This window comes from Gilliamella sp. B2838 (assembly GCF_026536185.1).
GTDB lineage: Bacteria > Pseudomonadota > Gammaproteobacteria > Enterobacterales > Orbaceae > Gilliamella.
In genome coordinates, this window is sequence record NZ_JAFNOO010000003.1 from 206,306 (window position 1) to 222,240 (window position 15,935).

A 15,935-nucleotide genomic window follows, 5' to 3' on the forward strand; every position below is an offset into this window, starting at 1 on the left:
CCTTTTTTTAAAAAAACGTATGATTGGTTTATTGTAAGGTGAGTAAATTCTCTAAACTAATAATTTTCAGTTATAAAAATATAATTTTTAGTTCTAATTTATTTACCAAAAAGTTTGAATACGCACAGTAAGGGGCAAAAAATGCTTTATTCGTGCTAATTAATTAAGAATTATTGGCTAATATGATTGAAATTTTGCTAACCGACACTATTGATCTATATAGTAGTATATTTAATCAAATGTTACTGGTATAATATACAGTTAATTTTTTCCTAATTCGTCTAAAAACTCACTTTAAGAAGAGATCTATGTCAATCAAAGATATCGATATTCGTGGTGCGCGAACGCACAATCTGAAAAATATCAATGTAATCATTCCTAGAGATAAGCTGGTTGTGATTACCGGACTTTCTGGTTCAGGAAAGTCGTCGTTAGCATTTGATACTTTATATGCAGAAGGACAACGCCGTTATGTTGAATCGTTGTCGGCTTATGCTCGTCAGTTTTTATCGCTTATGGAAAAACCCGATGTGGATCATATTGAAGGATTATCACCAGCGATTTCGATTGAGCAAAAATCAACATCGCATAATCCGCGTTCAACAGTAGGGACAATCACTGAGATTTATGACTATTTACGACTTTTATTTGCTCGTATCGGTGAACCACGTTGCCCAAATCATAATTTACCTTTAGCTGCGCAAACAGTCTCGCAAATGGTTGATAGTATTATGGCGTTGCCATCTGAAAACCGTTATATGTTGCTTGCCCCCGTTGTTACTGAACGTAAGGGTGAATTTGTTAAACTGTTTGAGCAGCTCGCAGCCAGTGGTTATATCCGTGTTCGAGTTGATGGTGATGTGTATGATCTATCTGATCCCCCAATACTCGAACTTCAGAAAAAACATACGATTGAAGTCGTGGTGGATCGTTTTCGTATTCGCGATGATTTAAAATTACGTTTAGCTGAATCTATTGAAACCGCACTTTCAATAACAAATGGTATTGTAAAAGTTGCCAATTTAGATGATCCAAAAGCCGAAGAACAGCTATATTCAGCTAATTTTGCTTGTCCAATTTGTGGTTATAGCATCTCTGAACTTGAGCCTCGATTATTTTCGTTTAATAACCCAGCCGGTGCTTGTCCTGAATGTGATGGCTTAGGGGTACAGCAATATTTTGATCCAAAACGTATTGTGCAAATGCCCGAGGTTTCATTGGCTGCTGGCGCAATTAAGGGATGGGATCGTCGTAATTTTTATTACTTTCAGATGTTAACATCACTCGCCGAGCATTATAAGTTTGATATTGACACTCCTTATGAAAAATTATCGGCAAAAATAAAAGATATTTTATTAAATGGTTCTGGTAATACCGAAATTCAATTTGTTTACACTAATGATCGTGGTGATGTAGTTAAACGTAAACATGTTTTTGAAGGGATTATTAATAATCTTACTCGCCGCTATAAAGAAACCGAATCGCAAACTATTCGTGAAGAGCTGGCTAAATATATTAGTAATCGTCCTTGCCCAAGCTGTGGTGGTTCTCGATTATGTGCCACAGCACGGCATGTCTATGTTAATGATACTAATTTGCCAACGATTAGTGATTTAAGTACACAACAAGCCAAAGATTTTTTTGATAAGCTAACTTTAACTGGTCAACGTGCGCAAATCGCTGAAAAAATACTGAAAGAGATTAATGATCGTCTACAATTTTTAATTAATGTTGGATTAAATTATTTGACTTTGTCACGTTCGGCCGAAACTCTATCGGGAGGTGAGGCACAACGTATTCGACTCGCTAGTCAAATCGGTGCTGGATTAGTTGGCGTAATGTATGTTCTTGATGAACCGTCAATCGGTTTACATCAACGAGATAACACCCGTTTAATTGATACGTTGACCCATTTACGTGACCTAGGTAATACCGTTATTGTCGTTGAACATGACGAAGAAGCCATTATGGCGGCCGATTATGTGATAGATATTGGCCCCGGTGCAGGTGTGCATGGTGGTGAAGTTGTTGCACAAGGTACACCAAAACAGATTATGGACTGTAAAAATTCATTAACTGGTCAATATCTATCTGGTAAAGAAAAAATTGAAATTCCCAAAAATCGGACTAAAGTCGATAAAAAACGAATACTTTCACTTATTGGTGCAACCGGTAATAATCTTAAAGATGTTACCTTAAATATTCCTGTCGGCTTATTTACCTGTATTACTGGCGTGTCTGGCTCGGGTAAATCGACTTTGATTAATGATACTTTATATCCACTTGCACAAAATGAGTTAAATGGTGCAGAAAAGAGTGAAATTGCACCTTATAAAACAATAAAAGGGCTTAACTATTTTGATAAAGTGATTGCGATTGATCAAAGCCCAATTGGTCGCACACCCCGATCTAATCCTGCAACTTATACTGGATTTTTTACTTCTATTCGTGAACTCTATGCAGGCGTACCTGAAGCGCGTGCACGAGGATATAATCCAGGTCGATTTAGTTTCAATGTAAAAGGGGGACGCTGTGAAGCTTGTCAAGGTGATGGTCTAATAAAAGTTGAAATGCACTTTTTGCCCGATATCTATGTACCTTGTGATCAGTGTCATGGCGCACGATATAATCGAGAAACATTAGAAATCAAATACAAAGGTAAATCGATTAACGAAATCCTCAACATGACTGTTGAAGAAGGTCGAGAATTTTTTGATGCGGTACCGATGATTTCACGCAAATTACAGACTTTAATTGATGTTGGCCTTGCTTATATTACCATTGGCCAGTCAGCAACAACATTATCCGGCGGTGAAGCGCAACGAGTAAAACTTGCAAAAGAGTTATCTAAGCGAGATACTGGTAGCACACTTTATATTCTAGATGAACCAACTACTGGTTTACACTTTGCAGATGTAAAACAGTTACTTGCACAGTTACACTCGTTGAGGGATAAAGGCAATACCATTGTTGTTATTGAACATAATTTAGATGTTGTCAAAACTGCCGATTGGATTGTTGATTTGGGGCCTGAAGGTGGTAGTGGTGGCGGTCAAATAATTGCCGAAGGTACACCAGAAGATGTTGCTGAATCGAAAATATCTTATACTGGGCAATATTTAAAACCATTATTAGAAAAGCAAAAAAAGAGTTAAAGTTGTTTGTTAATAATGACATTAGGGATTAGTTCTTTACTTAAGTATAATTTGTATTATTAACAATTTAATGCCGCATAAAGCAGTTAATACCAATGCGGCATTACCTGTTTTTACTTGGATCATTAAAAATTATGAGGGATGGCATTTTGATAATACAAATTGTAACGATGATCATTATTGCCTATTTATGTGGATCACTATCCGGTGCGATGATTATTAGTCGTATTATGCAATTACAAAATCCCTCATTACATGGTTCTCATAATCCGGGGGCAACAAATGTACTGCGCATTAGTGGCAAATTGCCAGCAGTATTTGTGTTAGTTTTTGATATGCTAAAAGGTGCTATTCCTGTTTATATTGCTTATCGGCTTGGTATTTCCCCTTTCTTTTTAGGCATAATTGGTATTGCTGCTTGTTTGGGTCATATTTTTCCTTGTTTTTTTCATTTTCGCGGTGGAAAGGGCGTGGCGACAGCTTTGGGGATGATGGTCCCAATTGGGTTAGATTTTACCGGTTGTTTTATTTTAACTTGGCTTATTGTCTTACTTATCACCGGTTATTCTTCTGTCGCTGCAATTGTTGGTTTTCTTTTAGCGCCATTTTATGTTTGGTTATTTAAACCTGAACTCACCTTACCTGTTGCGATGCTTTCATGCCTAATTATTGTTCGGCATAGCAGTAACATTGCCAGACTATTCAAAGGTGTTGAGCCTAAAAGTTTTTATCGTAAACATTTAAAATAGTTGAAAAACAGTATTGAATGTTTGCTAATTTGTTTTGAATTTAACAACATTATGACTTATAAAATATAAATTATTAGAAAAATTGCTTACACATTTTTGAATAAATTTGATTAATCGTTAATTAAATCAATAGAACATATCTTGTTTAATCAATAATAGAAACAAGGTATGATGAATATAAATAATAAATTGTTGGTTACTAAATTATTTTATGCAAATTAGCCCATTACTAGAATCATTAATGGAATCCTTGCGTTGCTTGCCAGGCGTAGGACCAAAATCAGCACAACGAATGGCTTTTCATTTATTACAACGCAACCGACAAGGTGGTATAAATTTAGCGCATGTATTGCATGAAGCTATGATTAATATAAGCCATTGTAAGCAGTGTCGTACTTTTACTGAACAAGATATTTGTAATATTTGTGCTAATGTTCGCCGGCAAAGTAGTGGTCAACTTTGTGTGGTTGAAACACCCGCTGATATCATTGCTATTGAACAAACGGGACAATATAGTGGACGCTATTTTGTCTTATTGGGTCATTTGTCACCGCTTGATGGTATTGGACCAACGGATATTGGTCTTGATTTGCTTAAACAAAGATTATCAACAGAGCAAATAAATGAAGTTATTTTAGCTACTAATCCGACTGTTGAAGGTGATGCTACAGCTAATTATATTGCGCAAATGTGTCTTGAATTTAATGTTATCGCTACGCGCATTGCTCATGGTGTTCCGGTTGGTGGTGAACTTGAAATGGTAGATGGTACAACACTATCTCATTCATTTATTGGTCGTCAAAAGATAGAATTTTAATCTTATTTATTTAGTAAGATTGTTTATAGTATAAAATTAACGATTGGATATTTACTTTAAGGTTAAATGGTATAAACACAAGAGGATAGATATGAAGTATAAAGCGGTTGCGTTTGATATGGATGGCACACTACTGGCGAGTAATCGCCTAATTTTACCAGAAACAGTTGATGTACTAAAAAAAATCAGTGATAAAGGTATAAAAGTTATTTTAGTTTCTGGTCGCCATCATTCAGTTATTTATCCTTATTATTATCAACTTAACTTATCAACGCCGGCTATTTGTTGCAACGGATCGTATCTTTATGATTTCGAAAATCATAAAACTTTAGCGGCTAAACCAATGACCAAAGATCAAGCTAACATATTGTTAAATCTAGTTAACCATTATGGTATCCATACTTTGATTTACACTGATAAGATGATGACTTATGAAGTTTTAGATGATCATCTGGAAGGATTTTTTAAATGGGTTAATGCGCTACCAGCTTTTTTACAGCCTGAGATCAAAAAGGTCGATAGTTTTGCAAAGGTGATTGAAGAGTCTAAAGCAATATTTAAATTTGCAACAAGTAGTCATAATTTACCCGCATTACAGCAATTTTCGCAAGCAGTGGACAAACTTGATCAGTTTTCGTGTGAATGGTCTTGGTCGAATCGTGCTGATGTTGCGATCAAAGGCAATACTAAAGGTAATGGACTTACTCATTGGGCACAACATGAGCAAATCGATTTAAACGAAATTGTTGCTTTTGGTGACAGTTATAATGACATCAGTATGCTAACGATTGCAGGATTGGGCATCGCGATGGGAAATGCTGATGATGAAGTTAAATCACATGCCAATTATGCAATTGGTGATAATAACAGCCCAAGTATTGCAACTGAATTGAAAAAACTCTTTTTATAAGTAACGTGGTAAATATTGATTGTGTTCGACATTCTTTATCTAGATAATGATTTAATTGCGATTAATAAGCCTTCAGGATGGTTGGTACATCGTAGCTGGTTAGACAAACAACAAACCGTTGTTGTTATGCAAACACTAAGGGATCAAATTGGGCAGCATGTCTTTCCTATACATCGGTTAGATAGACCAACCTCTGGTGTATTATTATTTGCATTATCAAGTGACGTTGCGCGTCTAATGTCAGAACAATTTAACTCAAAACAAATAGAAAAAACTTATCATGCAGTAGTTCGTGGTTATGTCGATGGTGAAGCAGTGATTGATTATCCCTTGATTGAAGAGCTCGATAAAATTGCCGATAAGTTTGCGCAACGTAATAAACCTGCTCAAGATGCTGTAACTTTTTATCGAGCGATTAGCAAAATTGAGATACCTGTCAGTGTTGGAAAATTTAAAACAGCACGATATAGCTTTGTAGAGTTAAAACCTAAGACTGGTCGAAAACACCAATTACGTCGTCATATGAAACATATTTTTCATCCCATTTTAGGCGACAGCAAGCATGGTGATCTTCATCAAAATAGAGCTTTCACTGACTATTTTGGTATTAAACGATTAATGTTACATGCTAGCAGTTTAGCGTTAATTCACCCTATCACACAACAACAGATAGTGATTGAAGCTAAATTAGATCAAAGTTGGCAAAATATGCTTCTTAATTTCAAATAGCTGATATTGAGTATATTGTTTATTTTACCTTTGATTCATCTAGATAAATACGTTAGTATGTTTCGTAAGTATGAGCTATATTTATTATTGCAATATGGCTTAACAGTTTAATACATTTTAAATTATCCCTGTAAGGAAATGAAACAATGAAATTAGTAATGAAATTCTTTAGCGTCTTTTTACTTGCTCTTATAGTCTCTGCATGTTCTTCCGAAGAATCACCAGAAAGAACGGCCGAAAATTGTGTTAAAGCTGTTTATAGCGGTGATCTAGAGACTGTTATCAATCTAATGTATCTACCAGAAGACAAAACTAACAAAAATTTTGATATGAAAGACTTAGTTAAATCAAAAATGCAACAAGTCATAGATAAAGCACAAAAATTGGCTCAAGCACATGGTGGCGTTGATAAAGTTCAAGCTTCCCCTGCTGAATATATCAATGAAGATAAAACGATGGCAAAAGTTAAAACCACTGTCTTTTTCAAAGATAAAACGCAACAAGAGGGTGGGAGTGCAAGTTTAATAAAAATTGATGGTAAATGGTTGATGAATTTTAACTAGTCTATCAATGATTGAATAATCAATATTGTGATAATACAATAAAAAAGGGTAAAGCGTATTTACCCTTTTTTATTAGGAATTGGTTTTGATGAAATATGTTCGCTTTTTTCCTATAATTTTTATCATATTGACGAAGTTTGTTTTGACCAATGTACCGGTTGCTACTGCCGATGTAAATCGTCAATTAACAGCTTCAGTAAAAGTGGGCGATTGGATCTTTAGAAAAGGGATTCAAGTTGATAGTCTTATTGTTAATCAGGTTAGTGGTGGGGATTTTTCACATATTGGTATGATAATATCTATCGAGCCTGAAGTTAAAATTATTCACGCAACAACAAGTGATGATATTAACTATCCAAACCAAGTCATTATTTCTAGTTTAGCCGAATTTATCACTCCAGAGTTTGCCGAAAAATATGCGGTAGCCAGACCTAATTTTTTGTCAGATCGACAAAAGCAGCAAATTGTTGAGGATATTTTAACAAAAAAGGGTGAGGAATTTGTATTAGCATCGCGTGATCACCCCCATTTGTACTGCACTACACTGCTTTTTGATTCCATTGTTAAAGTTCAACCTGATTTTAATCCAGAATGGACGTATTCACATGTTCCGTTATTAACGGGCATTTACTTATTTCCAAATGCGTTTGCTAATTATCCTAATATTACTTGGATCTATAAGTACCCTGAAGTCAATTAAAGTTTCTAGTCATAACTAAATTAAATAATGAGCATTGTATAATAAATCAACATGCTTTGACGATATATTCAGCTTGAATTACACTGTGTAAAAAATCAATTGTTGATAGCAGATTTATTATGATTCCTCGATTATCCATCTCGCCTCAAATAAATGAGGTAACACTTAACTATCTAATAGCGCTTAAAAATTCTGCTTATACAGGTGATATTGAACACAGCTATGCATCACGCCTTAGCATGGCGACAGATAATAGTATCTATCAATTGATGCCTCAAGCTATTTTATTTCCTCGTTCAACTGATGATGTACAATTACTAGCAAGTATAGCTCAACGTGATGAGTTTAAAACGATAAAATTTACCCCAAGGGGTGGAGGAACAGGCACCAACGGGCAGTCATTAAACAGTGGTATTGTTGTCGATCTGTCACGTTATATGAACCGAATTTTAGCGCTCAATATTGAAGAAGGTTGGGTGAGGGTTGAAGCTGGTGTCGTTAAGGATCAATTAAATCAATACTTAAAACCTTATCGCTATTTTTTTGCACCCGAACTTTCAACCAGTAATCGGGCAACCATTGGCGGGATGATTAATACCGATGCTTCAGGACAAGGTTCGATGATATATGGTAAAACATCCAATCATGTTTTGGCACTCAAAGCGGTATTAATTACTGGTGAATTACTTGAAACAGGCAAAAAAAATCTAACCGAAATAGAAAAATTAGCGCATGATTCTTCTATTTATCGTTCTGTTTTTGATTATTGCAAAAATAACCGTCAATTGATTTTAGATAAATTTCCTCAATTAAATCGCTTTTTGACCGGTTATGATCTTAAACATGTTTTTAATGATAATTTGACTGAGTTTGATTTAACACGAATCATAACAGGTAGTGAAGGATCATTAGCGTTTGTCACCGAAGCTAAATTAAATATTATTCCATTACCAAAATATCGATTTTTAATTAATATCAAATATGATTCATTTCAATCCGCGCTAAGTAATGCTCCCTTTTTAGTCAAAGCAGACGCTTTATCTGTTGAAACAGTGGATTCAAAAGTTTTAGGTCTAGCCAAAGAAGATATTATTTGGCAATCGATTAAGGACCTAATTACAGAGGTCGATAATCATCAGATGCAAGGTATTAATATTGTTGAATTTGCTGGTAATGATTTTGATTCTGTCAAAGGGAAAATGGATAAGTTATGCCTGATTCTTGATCAACTTATGTTAGATCATTCAACAGGCATCATCGGCTATCAAACATGTCACGAACTTGGCGAAATTGAAAAAATTTATGCAATGCGTAAAAAAGCAGTAGGTTTGCTTGGTAATGCTAAAGGGACACGTAAGCCGATTCCTTTTGTTGAAGATACATGTGTTCCTCCTGAGCACTTAGCCGATTATATTCATGAATTTCGAGCATTACTTGATAGCCACAATTTAACATATGGTATGTTTGGGCATGTCGATTCTGGGGTATTACATGTTAGACCCGCCTTAGATATGTGTGATCCACAGCAAGAAAAGTTAGTAAAGCAAATTTCGGATCAAGTTGTGGTGCTGACGGCTAAGTATGGCGGTTTACTTTGGGGTGAGCATGGGAAAGGTTTTCGTAGCGAATATAGCCCAGCATTTTTTGGCGAAACGTTATATCATGGGCTTCGTATTATCAAAACAGCATTTGATCCTGATAATCGTCTCAATCCAGGTAAAATTTGTGCACCATTAAATAGTAATGACCCCATGATAAGTATTGAATCAGTCACGCGCGGTTTTTATGATCGACAAATTCCAGTTAATGTAAAACGCGTATTTCATGGTGCCACTGAATGCAATGGTAATGGTCTTTGCTTTAATTTCGATGTTAATAGTCCAATGTGCCCATCAATGAAATTGTCTCAAAACCGTATTTATTCACCGAAAGGGCGGGCAGCATTAGTGCGGGAATGGCTACGTTTGATGGTAGAATTGGGTGTTAAAGAAGATGAACTTAATACATTATTACCCAAGGAACAGAGTCGTTTAGTCAGTTTTGCTAAAAAGCTTGTTTATACTTTACAGGCCAAATTTGGCCAATATGATTTTTCTCACGAGGTAAAAGATTCGATGGCCCATTGTTTGTCATGCAAAGCATGCTCAACACAATGTCCGATTAAAATAGATGTACCTGATTTTAAGGCTAGGTTTTTACAACTTTACCACACCCGTTATTTAAGACCAATGCGTGATTATTTAGTTGGTAATATTGAATCCTATTTACCATTAATGGCTCGTGCCCCACGTTTTTTTAATTTTTTTATGAAAATGTCGGTGACAGAATACCTGACTAATAAAACAGTTGGAATGGCAAGTTTACCAATGTTGTCTTTTCCAACATTAAAAAAACAGTTAATTGGGCATCCTAGCGCAAATGTTAAATTAGAATATTTACAGAATTTATCGGCGACTGAAAAAGCGCAATATGTATTAGTGGTGCAAGATCCCTTTACAACCTATTACGATGCAAAAGTCGTATTTGATTTTGTGTGTTTGATTGAAAAATTAGGCTTCAAATCCGTTGTATTGCCTTTTGTCCCTAATGGTAAGGCTCAGCATATAAAAGGCTTTTTAAAACAATTTGCCAAAACTGCTCAAACTGCTTCTGATGTGTTATCGCAAATAGCGCAATTAAATATTCCAATGGTTGGCGTTGATCCTGCTTTAGTGCTTTGCTACCGTGATGAATATAAATTGATTTTACAAGATAAGTTAGGCGATTTTAGTGTTTTACTGTCACATGAGTGGCTGACGCATGTTTTAACTAAGATTTCAAAACCTAATATCACAATCAGTAATGGTGATAAACAATGGTTTTTACTTGGTCACTGTAGCGAAACGACACAATTACCAGCAAGTAATCAACAGTGGCAATATATTTTCAAGCAGTTTGGCGCACAATTACAACCTATTAGTGTTGGATGTTGTGGTATGGCAGGTACATATGGTCATGAAGTTAATAATTTGCACTCATCGAAACAGTTGTATCAATTATCTTGGCAAAAAGCACTTGAAAAATATCCTAAACAATTTTGTTTAACAACGGGTTATTCTTGTCGCAGCCAAGTTAAGCGCTTTGATAACTATAGTTTAAAACACCCTGTGCAGGCATTATTGGAATTGGTTTCGTTTAATTGTTTAACTTAATGTGTCATTGTCATGCTTTACCATAACTAACTTCATTGATGAATGGTAAATTTAAGTGAGTAGGGCAATGCAAAATAGCCCTTAAATTAATTGTAAGAAGCGCAATAAAATTGCGCTTTTCTATTGGTTATTTGTTAATGAATTATTCTAAGTAGATAGATTGCATTAATTTGAAGTGTTCATCAGTAAAACCAAGCTCTTGCTTGATATAATTACTTGGCGTTCCTGCTACTTTTTTCATGGTATTGAGGATTTCAATTACAAAACTTTCTCGAGTATCAATTAGACTTAACAGATAACCAAGCACATCTTCATTATCGGTAATCTTGCGATAAGCCGCCATTTTAATTTTATTTCTTTCTAAGCGATTATCGTGTGTCAACATGTAATCATAAATGATGTCATCTTCACTCACACCAAGCATGACTTGAATTAATAATACGCCATAACCTGTTCTGTCCTTTCCGCCACGACAATGCTGAATGCTAGGGCTATTATTGGCATCTAAAACAACGTTGAGCATTTGCCGATAAGCATTTTTAGATTTATCGCTTACTACAAAATTACGATATTGTTCTAGAACTTGTTTGCCTTCGCCATTGACCAACTCTTTTGGTATATCTCGAATAACACTTTCAACTAATGCACGATCTTCATCACTTGGATCGGCGGCAAACTGTGCGGCCAGTTCGGCTGTTTGTGCTGATGCATCTAAATGGAAGGTATGTTTTTCACCGACAAAAGTATTTGGGCTGGTTTTGATTTCGTTTATGCTTCGATAATCAATAATCGTTTTAATCCCTAATGCTCTGATATATTGTTCAGCATCCGGCTTTAAACCATATAAATGATTAGAACGATAAAGTTGTCCCCATTTTACACGTTTACCTAATGCACCTAGGTAGCCACCAAAATCACGAAAATTATTTAGTCCGGTTATAGGTAATGTTCTTTCAGCAAATATGAAGTTATCTTTTCCTGCAATGGCCAAAATTAAATAAATTCGTTTTTTACCCTGTAATGGGTCATCAAAAGTAAAAGGACTTTTTATGTTTTTACTCACTAATGTTTTATGTACAGAGTTGGCATTAGCTTCATCAGTCCAATATAAATCTACAGGTTGGTTTTGATCAATGTTAAACGAGACTTCTAATTGTCCAACTTTATTGCGGATAACTGATGCTATTTGTGTTTTTGTAATCATGATTCATCCTTACTTTAATATACCAAACATTGAAAATATCACGCCAATTACCATGACACCTAAAATCAAAGTAACGGTATATTTTCCTTGAAATTTTTTAACTAAAAAGAATGTAGCCAAGGCAAAAAGTAAGGTCAAACAGTTTGGCATGACTTTATCAAACATCTCTTGTACTTTTATGGATTGTTCACCGACATTAATCGATAGTGGCGTGGATATTTTTACCGTTGTTGCAATTAATGAACCTAAAACCATAACACCTACAACATTAGCTAGATTACTTATTCGTTGAATAATGTTAGAATTTTTAGATTGTTCTATGAGATCAACCCCTTTGTTATAACCATAATGAATAAAAAAGTATTTTGATAGTACATTCACCAAGTTATAAATCAAAAACATTAAAATCGGACCAATAATATTACCTTGTAAGGCAAAAGCTGCGCCAATACTGCCGCAAATTGGCATCCAAGTAAATTTTAGTAAGCTGTCACCCAGACCTGCAAAGGGTCCCATCAGGCCTGCTTTAACCGATACAACGGCTTCTTTTTCATCTTCGCTGGTTTTTTCTTCCATTGCAGCGGTTACACCTAATATTAATGCACCTGCATTAATTTGCGTGTTAAAAAACTCCAAGTGGCGTTTCATAGCCCGCACACGGGTTTCTTGATCAGCATCATGATAAAGCCGTTCTAATACCGGCGTCATACAGTGGGCGAATCCGATCATCTGCATTTTTTCATAGTTATAAGAAAAAGACATGGTTTGCAGATTCCAAAAGATACGATTAAGATCTTTTTTAGTGATTTTATGTTGAGTGCTCATAGATCATAGTCCTCTTCAGTATTATTTAATGCAGGTTTATTATCTGATTGTTCGGCGTTATTGTTATTACTGTTACCACTTGACGCCATGTCATAAAGCACAGCAAAGGCAAGGGCGATAAAGGTGATTGGAATAATAGGTAATTTTAAGTAAGTGGTTAACATAAAACCAAGTAAAAAGAAGAACCACATGCGTCCTTTTAACAACATTAATAATAAGATACAAATACCGACCGCTGGAATTAATTTTGATGCAACGCCCATGCCGTCAATAATACTTTTTGGAATAGCATCAAGAATGGTTTTAACTAAATCACTACCAAAATAAATCGCAATAAAGCACGGCACAGCTCGAATTAAGAACCAGACAGGCGTTGAAAAAAAGTGAACTCTAGCTAGGCCTTTATAACTTCCACTTAATACAGAACGTTCTGCCCATGGATTAAGGAAACAAGCAAACGAACGCCAAATAATGAGTAATTGTTGGCACAGTAAAGAGACCGGCACGCCAAGTGCAATTCCTGTTGCAATACCACCACCTGTTGTAATCCCTAAAGACACACCAATAATTGCGCCTGCAACAATGTCGGGCGCTGAATAAGCCCCTACATTGCCAATACCCATCCACATTAATTCTAGGGTAGCACTAATGGCAAGTCCCTGAACCATATCTCCCATAATAATTCCAGCTACCGTACCGGTTAATAATGGTCTTCGTAGCATTTGTGGTCCGACGTCATCCATCGAACAAATTCCCGCCCAAATGGCGACAAGAATAGCCTGTGTTAACATAAGTTAACCTCCAATTTGATTAGTCATAGCGATAAAAGCGAAAATCAGTTAAGTAAAGTTTTAAGATCAACTACTGGATCTTTTGGCACCATTTGGACTTCAACTTCAACATTATTCGCGATAATATTTCTAAAAGCCTGTTCTTCTTCAGGCGTAACAGATACCGCTCTTGATAATTGATGACGCCCGTCTTGCATGCGCATACCACCAACATTCAATTTTTCTAGCTCAAGTCCGCCCTCGATTAAGGCATTAACATCAATACTATTGGTAAATAAAAGCATAGTACGTTTTTTGATAGGGGTCTTTTTTAAGATATCAATGAATTGTTGAACACCGAAAACCAATACTTTTAATCCTGGCGGTGCTGACATGGTTAGTACTGATTGCTGTACTTTATCCGCAGCGACCTTGTCATTGATTATCAGCACTTGTTCAATATCGTAATTTTTTACCCAAGTAGTAATTACTTGTCCATGGATTAAGCGATCATCAATTCTAGCTACATTAATTGGCATGGTGTTCTCCTTACAGCTCATTAGATTGTTCACGATGAGAATTGAGTACTTGACTAACGTCAATACAACTTTGTGGGAAGGTTTCTTCAATAGCTTGTTTAACGTCTGTGAGTGTTTCTTCTCGATTGTTTAAAACTTCAAGTAATACAGGAATGTTAAAGCCACAAAACAACAATACATCATCATGAGTTAATAAAAGTTCACTAGCAAGATTGCATGGTGTTCCACCAAGAATATCGACTAAAATAATTACACCTTTACCATTATTTAATTTTTGATAACTTTCTTGCATTTGTTGGCGTAAATTATCAATATTGCTATCGATTAAAACCGAAATCACTTGCATGTTTGATTGTTTACCCATCAGCATTTCGGCACATTCAAGTGCACCTTGTGCAAACGGGCCATGACTGGCAAGAATGATTGGTATTTGTGTTTGCATCATCTATTTCCTTTAGCTTTTTAGTAATAATATTACTTTTATGTGTTTTATATTTAGTAATAAAATTACATCTATGTGCGATGTAAGTCATCTCTTTTTTTTAAATTTTTAAAAATTTGTGAACTCGATCATATTTATAAAAAAAAGTGTTTTGGGCTTGGTAAATTGCAATTTAGATGGCGGCATAGTTGAAGTGATAAAATTCACTATCAATATGATTAATAGTGATTAATTAGGTAGGCTAATCAAACATTAGTTTATTGTTTGATCATTGTTTTATTAATGTGGATATTTTCGTTCTTCACGGTGTAGGATTTGTTGTAACAAGCGTTCATCATATTTACGTATAAACAAATTCGTGACTAGCATGTTGATTACCGAAATTTGTGATATTTTGGAGCGAATAGGAATTAAGCGAGAAACATGTTCGGTTGATGTGGTATGTAAAATTACCTCAGCAAGCGATGATACCTGGCTTTGTCCCATTTTAGTTATTGCAATAGAACGTACATTGTTTTTTTGAGCTAACTTAAGTAAGTCTATGCATTCCGGTGTTTCACCTGAGTGCGATATAATAATAATTAAATCATTGCCGTCTAAATTATTAGCAATACTTTTTTGAATGTGGGAATCGAAATGGCAGCTGACATCTTTTTTTATTTTAATGAGTTGATATTCTAATTCCTTACCAACTAATCCACTGCTACTTGCGCCAAAAATAATAATTTTATTGCTATCTATGATTAGGTCGATAGCTTTATTTAATGATTCCAAATTAATCATCGAGTGGGTTTCATCTATTGATGATTTTTCCATTGATTGGACTTTATTATTCACATCTTGCAGGGAATCATTAAGATTGATGTCATCTTGTAACACATCGGTGTTGAGTTTTCGGGGGAGGGAAGAAATAAGATCGACTTTAAAATCACTAAAACCACTATATCCTAATTTATTGCACAAACGCAAAATGGTGCTGGTGCTAACTTGATTTAATTTAGCTAATGATTGAATGCTCATATTTTTTAATGCATCGGTGTTTGCTTGAATAAACGTTGCCACAGCAAGTTCTTTTGCGGACAGATCTTTTTTCACTTCCCTAAGTTTTAAATCAATCATTACCCACCTCAATGTTCAAATCTCATATTCTGAGTATACAAAATTAGTGTATAAATTTGAAAAATTTATAATTAAATCTTATCTATTCTAAATGTGATTTAATTATTTCACGTTGATGCACTCGATAAAATAAGTTTTATTGATGCTGTTGATGGGTAAAATACCACTTAATCATATTCATGCAAATTATTTTGATTTTATCTTATTGTTAACTGAAAGCGA

14 protein-coding genes are annotated in these 15,935 nt (G+C 35.1%); 8 read left to right on the forward strand and 6 right to left on the reverse strand.

Annotated elements, in window-relative coordinates:
- Positions 1 to 314 precede the first annotated feature (314 nt).
- The 8 genes from uvrA to J3U63_RS04740 all read left to right on the forward strand — a co-directional run bounded on the left by uvrA (position 315) and on the right by J3U63_RS04740 (position 10,814).
- The gene (gene uvrA, locus J3U63_RS04705; protein ID WP_416381295.1) at positions 315 to 3,155 is read left to right on the forward strand and encodes an excinuclease ABC subunit UvrA; all 2,841 of its coding nucleotides are present in this window, start codon (positions 315 to 317) and stop codon (positions 3,153 to 3,155) included.
- A gap of 149 nt (positions 3,156 to 3,304) precedes the next feature.
- Positions 3,305 to 3,904 carry a glycerol-3-phosphate 1-O-acyltransferase PlsY gene (gene plsY, locus J3U63_RS04710; RefSeq protein WP_267347925.1) on the forward strand — a complete coding sequence of 200 codons (600 nt, stop codon included), beginning with the start codon at positions 3,305 to 3,307 and terminating at the stop codon, positions 3,902 to 3,904.
- Between the two features lie 211 nt (positions 3,905 to 4,115).
- Positions 4,116 to 4,721 (forward strand): recombination mediator RecR, encoded by a 606-nt coding sequence (gene recR, locus J3U63_RS04715; RefSeq protein WP_267332631.1) that lies wholly within the window; start codon positions 4,116 to 4,118, stop codon positions 4,719 to 4,721.
- A 91-nt stretch (positions 4,722 to 4,812) separates the two neighbouring features.
- Positions 4,813 to 5,631 (forward strand): pyridoxal phosphatase, encoded by an 819-nt coding sequence (locus J3U63_RS04720; RefSeq protein ID WP_267332632.1) that lies wholly within the window; start codon positions 4,813 to 4,815, stop codon positions 5,629 to 5,631.
- Positions 5,632 to 5,652: 21 nt separating this feature from the next.
- A complete protein-coding gene (gene truC, locus J3U63_RS04725; RefSeq protein WP_267370699.1) occupies positions 5,653 to 6,360 on the forward strand; it encodes a tRNA pseudouridine(65) synthase TruC in 708 nt (235 codons plus the stop codon).
- Between the two features lie 146 nt (positions 6,361 to 6,506).
- Entirely contained in the window at positions 6,507 to 6,923 is a 417-nt protein-coding gene (locus tag J3U63_RS04730) for a DUF4878 domain-containing protein (RefSeq protein WP_267332634.1), read from the forward strand.
- 88 nt (positions 6,924 to 7,011) lie between these two features.
- Complete coding sequence (locus J3U63_RS04735; RefSeq protein ID WP_267370701.1) at positions 7,012 to 7,623, forward strand: YiiX/YebB-like N1pC/P60 family cysteine hydrolase; 612 nt, start codon at positions 7,012 to 7,014, stop codon at positions 7,621 to 7,623.
- A gap of 119 nt (positions 7,624 to 7,742) precedes the next feature.
- Positions 7,743 to 10,814, forward strand: a complete 3,072-nt coding sequence (locus J3U63_RS04740; RefSeq protein ID WP_267370703.1) for an FAD-binding and (Fe-S)-binding domain-containing protein — start codon at positions 7,743 to 7,745, stop codon at positions 10,812 to 10,814.
- 142 nt (positions 10,815 to 10,956) lie between these two features.
- On the opposite strand, the gene J3U63_RS04745 is transcribed toward J3U63_RS04740, so the two are convergent.
- From J3U63_RS04745 to J3U63_RS04770, 6 genes are all read right to left on the reverse strand, one after another.
- Positions 10,957 to 12,018, reverse strand: a complete 1,062-nt coding sequence (locus J3U63_RS04745; RefSeq protein WP_267370705.1) for a tyrosine-protein phosphatase — start codon at positions 12,016 to 12,018, stop codon at positions 10,957 to 10,959.
- A 9-nt stretch (positions 12,019 to 12,027) separates the two neighbouring features.
- The gene (locus J3U63_RS04750; RefSeq protein WP_065635003.1) at positions 12,028 to 12,843 is read right to left on the reverse strand and encodes a PTS system mannose/fructose/sorbose family transporter subunit IID; all 816 of its coding nucleotides are present in this window, start codon (positions 12,841 to 12,843) and stop codon (positions 12,028 to 12,030) included.
- A complete protein-coding gene (locus J3U63_RS04755; protein ID WP_267332638.1) occupies positions 12,840 to 13,634 on the reverse strand; it encodes a PTS mannose/fructose/sorbose/N-acetylgalactosamine transporter subunit IIC in 795 nt (264 codons plus the stop codon). Before J3U63_RS04755 ends, J3U63_RS04750 begins: the two co-directional genes overlap by 4 nt.
- A gap of 44 nt (positions 13,635 to 13,678) precedes the next feature.
- The gene (locus J3U63_RS04760; protein WP_267332639.1) at positions 13,679 to 14,152 is read right to left on the reverse strand and encodes a PTS system mannose/fructose/N-acetylgalactosamine-transporter subunit IIB; all 474 of its coding nucleotides are present in this window, start codon (positions 14,150 to 14,152) and stop codon (positions 13,679 to 13,681) included.
- Positions 14,153 to 14,162: 10 nt separating this feature from the next.
- Positions 14,163 to 14,597, reverse strand: a complete 435-nt coding sequence (locus J3U63_RS04765; protein ID WP_267332640.1) for a PTS sugar transporter subunit IIA — start codon at positions 14,595 to 14,597, stop codon at positions 14,163 to 14,165.
- 276 nt (positions 14,598 to 14,873) lie between these two features.
- Positions 14,874 to 15,713 (reverse strand): MurR/RpiR family transcriptional regulator, encoded by an 840-nt coding sequence (locus tag J3U63_RS04770; RefSeq protein ID WP_267332641.1) that lies wholly within the window; start codon positions 15,711 to 15,713, stop codon positions 14,874 to 14,876.
- Between the last annotated feature and the right edge of the window lie 222 nt (positions 15,714 to 15,935).

Excerpts from the sequence above, each read along its gene's own strand:
- recR (WP_267332631.1), top strand. The coding sequence starts at position 4,116 with ATGCAAATTAGCCCATTACTAGAATCATTAATGGAATCCTTGCGTTGC.
- J3U63_RS04720 (WP_267332632.1), top strand. The coding sequence starts at position 4,813 with ATGAAGTATAAAGCGGTTGCGTTTGATATGGATGGCACACTACTGGCG.
- J3U63_RS04730 (WP_267332634.1), top strand. The coding sequence starts at position 6,507 with ATGAAATTAGTAATGAAATTCTTTAGCGTCTTTTTACTTGCTCTTATA.
- J3U63_RS04735 (WP_267370701.1), top strand. The coding sequence starts at position 7,012 with ATGAAATATGTTCGCTTTTTTCCTATAATTTTTATCATATTGACGAAG.
- J3U63_RS04740 (WP_267370703.1), top strand. The coding sequence starts at position 7,743 with ATGATTCCTCGATTATCCATCTCGCCTCAAATAAATGAGGTAACACTT.
- J3U63_RS04745 (WP_267370705.1), bottom strand. The coding sequence starts at position 12,018 with ATGATTACAAAAACACAAATAGCATCAGTTATCCGCAATAAAGTTGGA.
- J3U63_RS04750 (WP_065635003.1), bottom strand. The coding sequence starts at position 12,843 with ATGAGCACTCAACATAAAATCACTAAAAAAGATCTTAATCGTATCTTT.
- J3U63_RS04755 (WP_267332638.1), bottom strand. The coding sequence starts at position 13,634 with ATGTTAACACAGGCTATTCTTGTCGCCATTTGGGCGGGAATTTGTTCG.
- J3U63_RS04760 (WP_267332639.1), bottom strand. The coding sequence starts at position 14,152 with ATGCCAATTAATGTAGCTAGAATTGATGATCGCTTAATCCATGGACAA.
- J3U63_RS04765 (WP_267332640.1), bottom strand. The coding sequence starts at position 14,597 with ATGATGCAAACACAAATACCAATCATTCTTGCCAGTCATGGCCCGTTT.
- J3U63_RS04770 (WP_267332641.1), bottom strand. The coding sequence starts at position 15,713 with ATGATTGATTTAAAACTTAGGGAAGTGAAAAAAGATCTGTCCGCAAAA.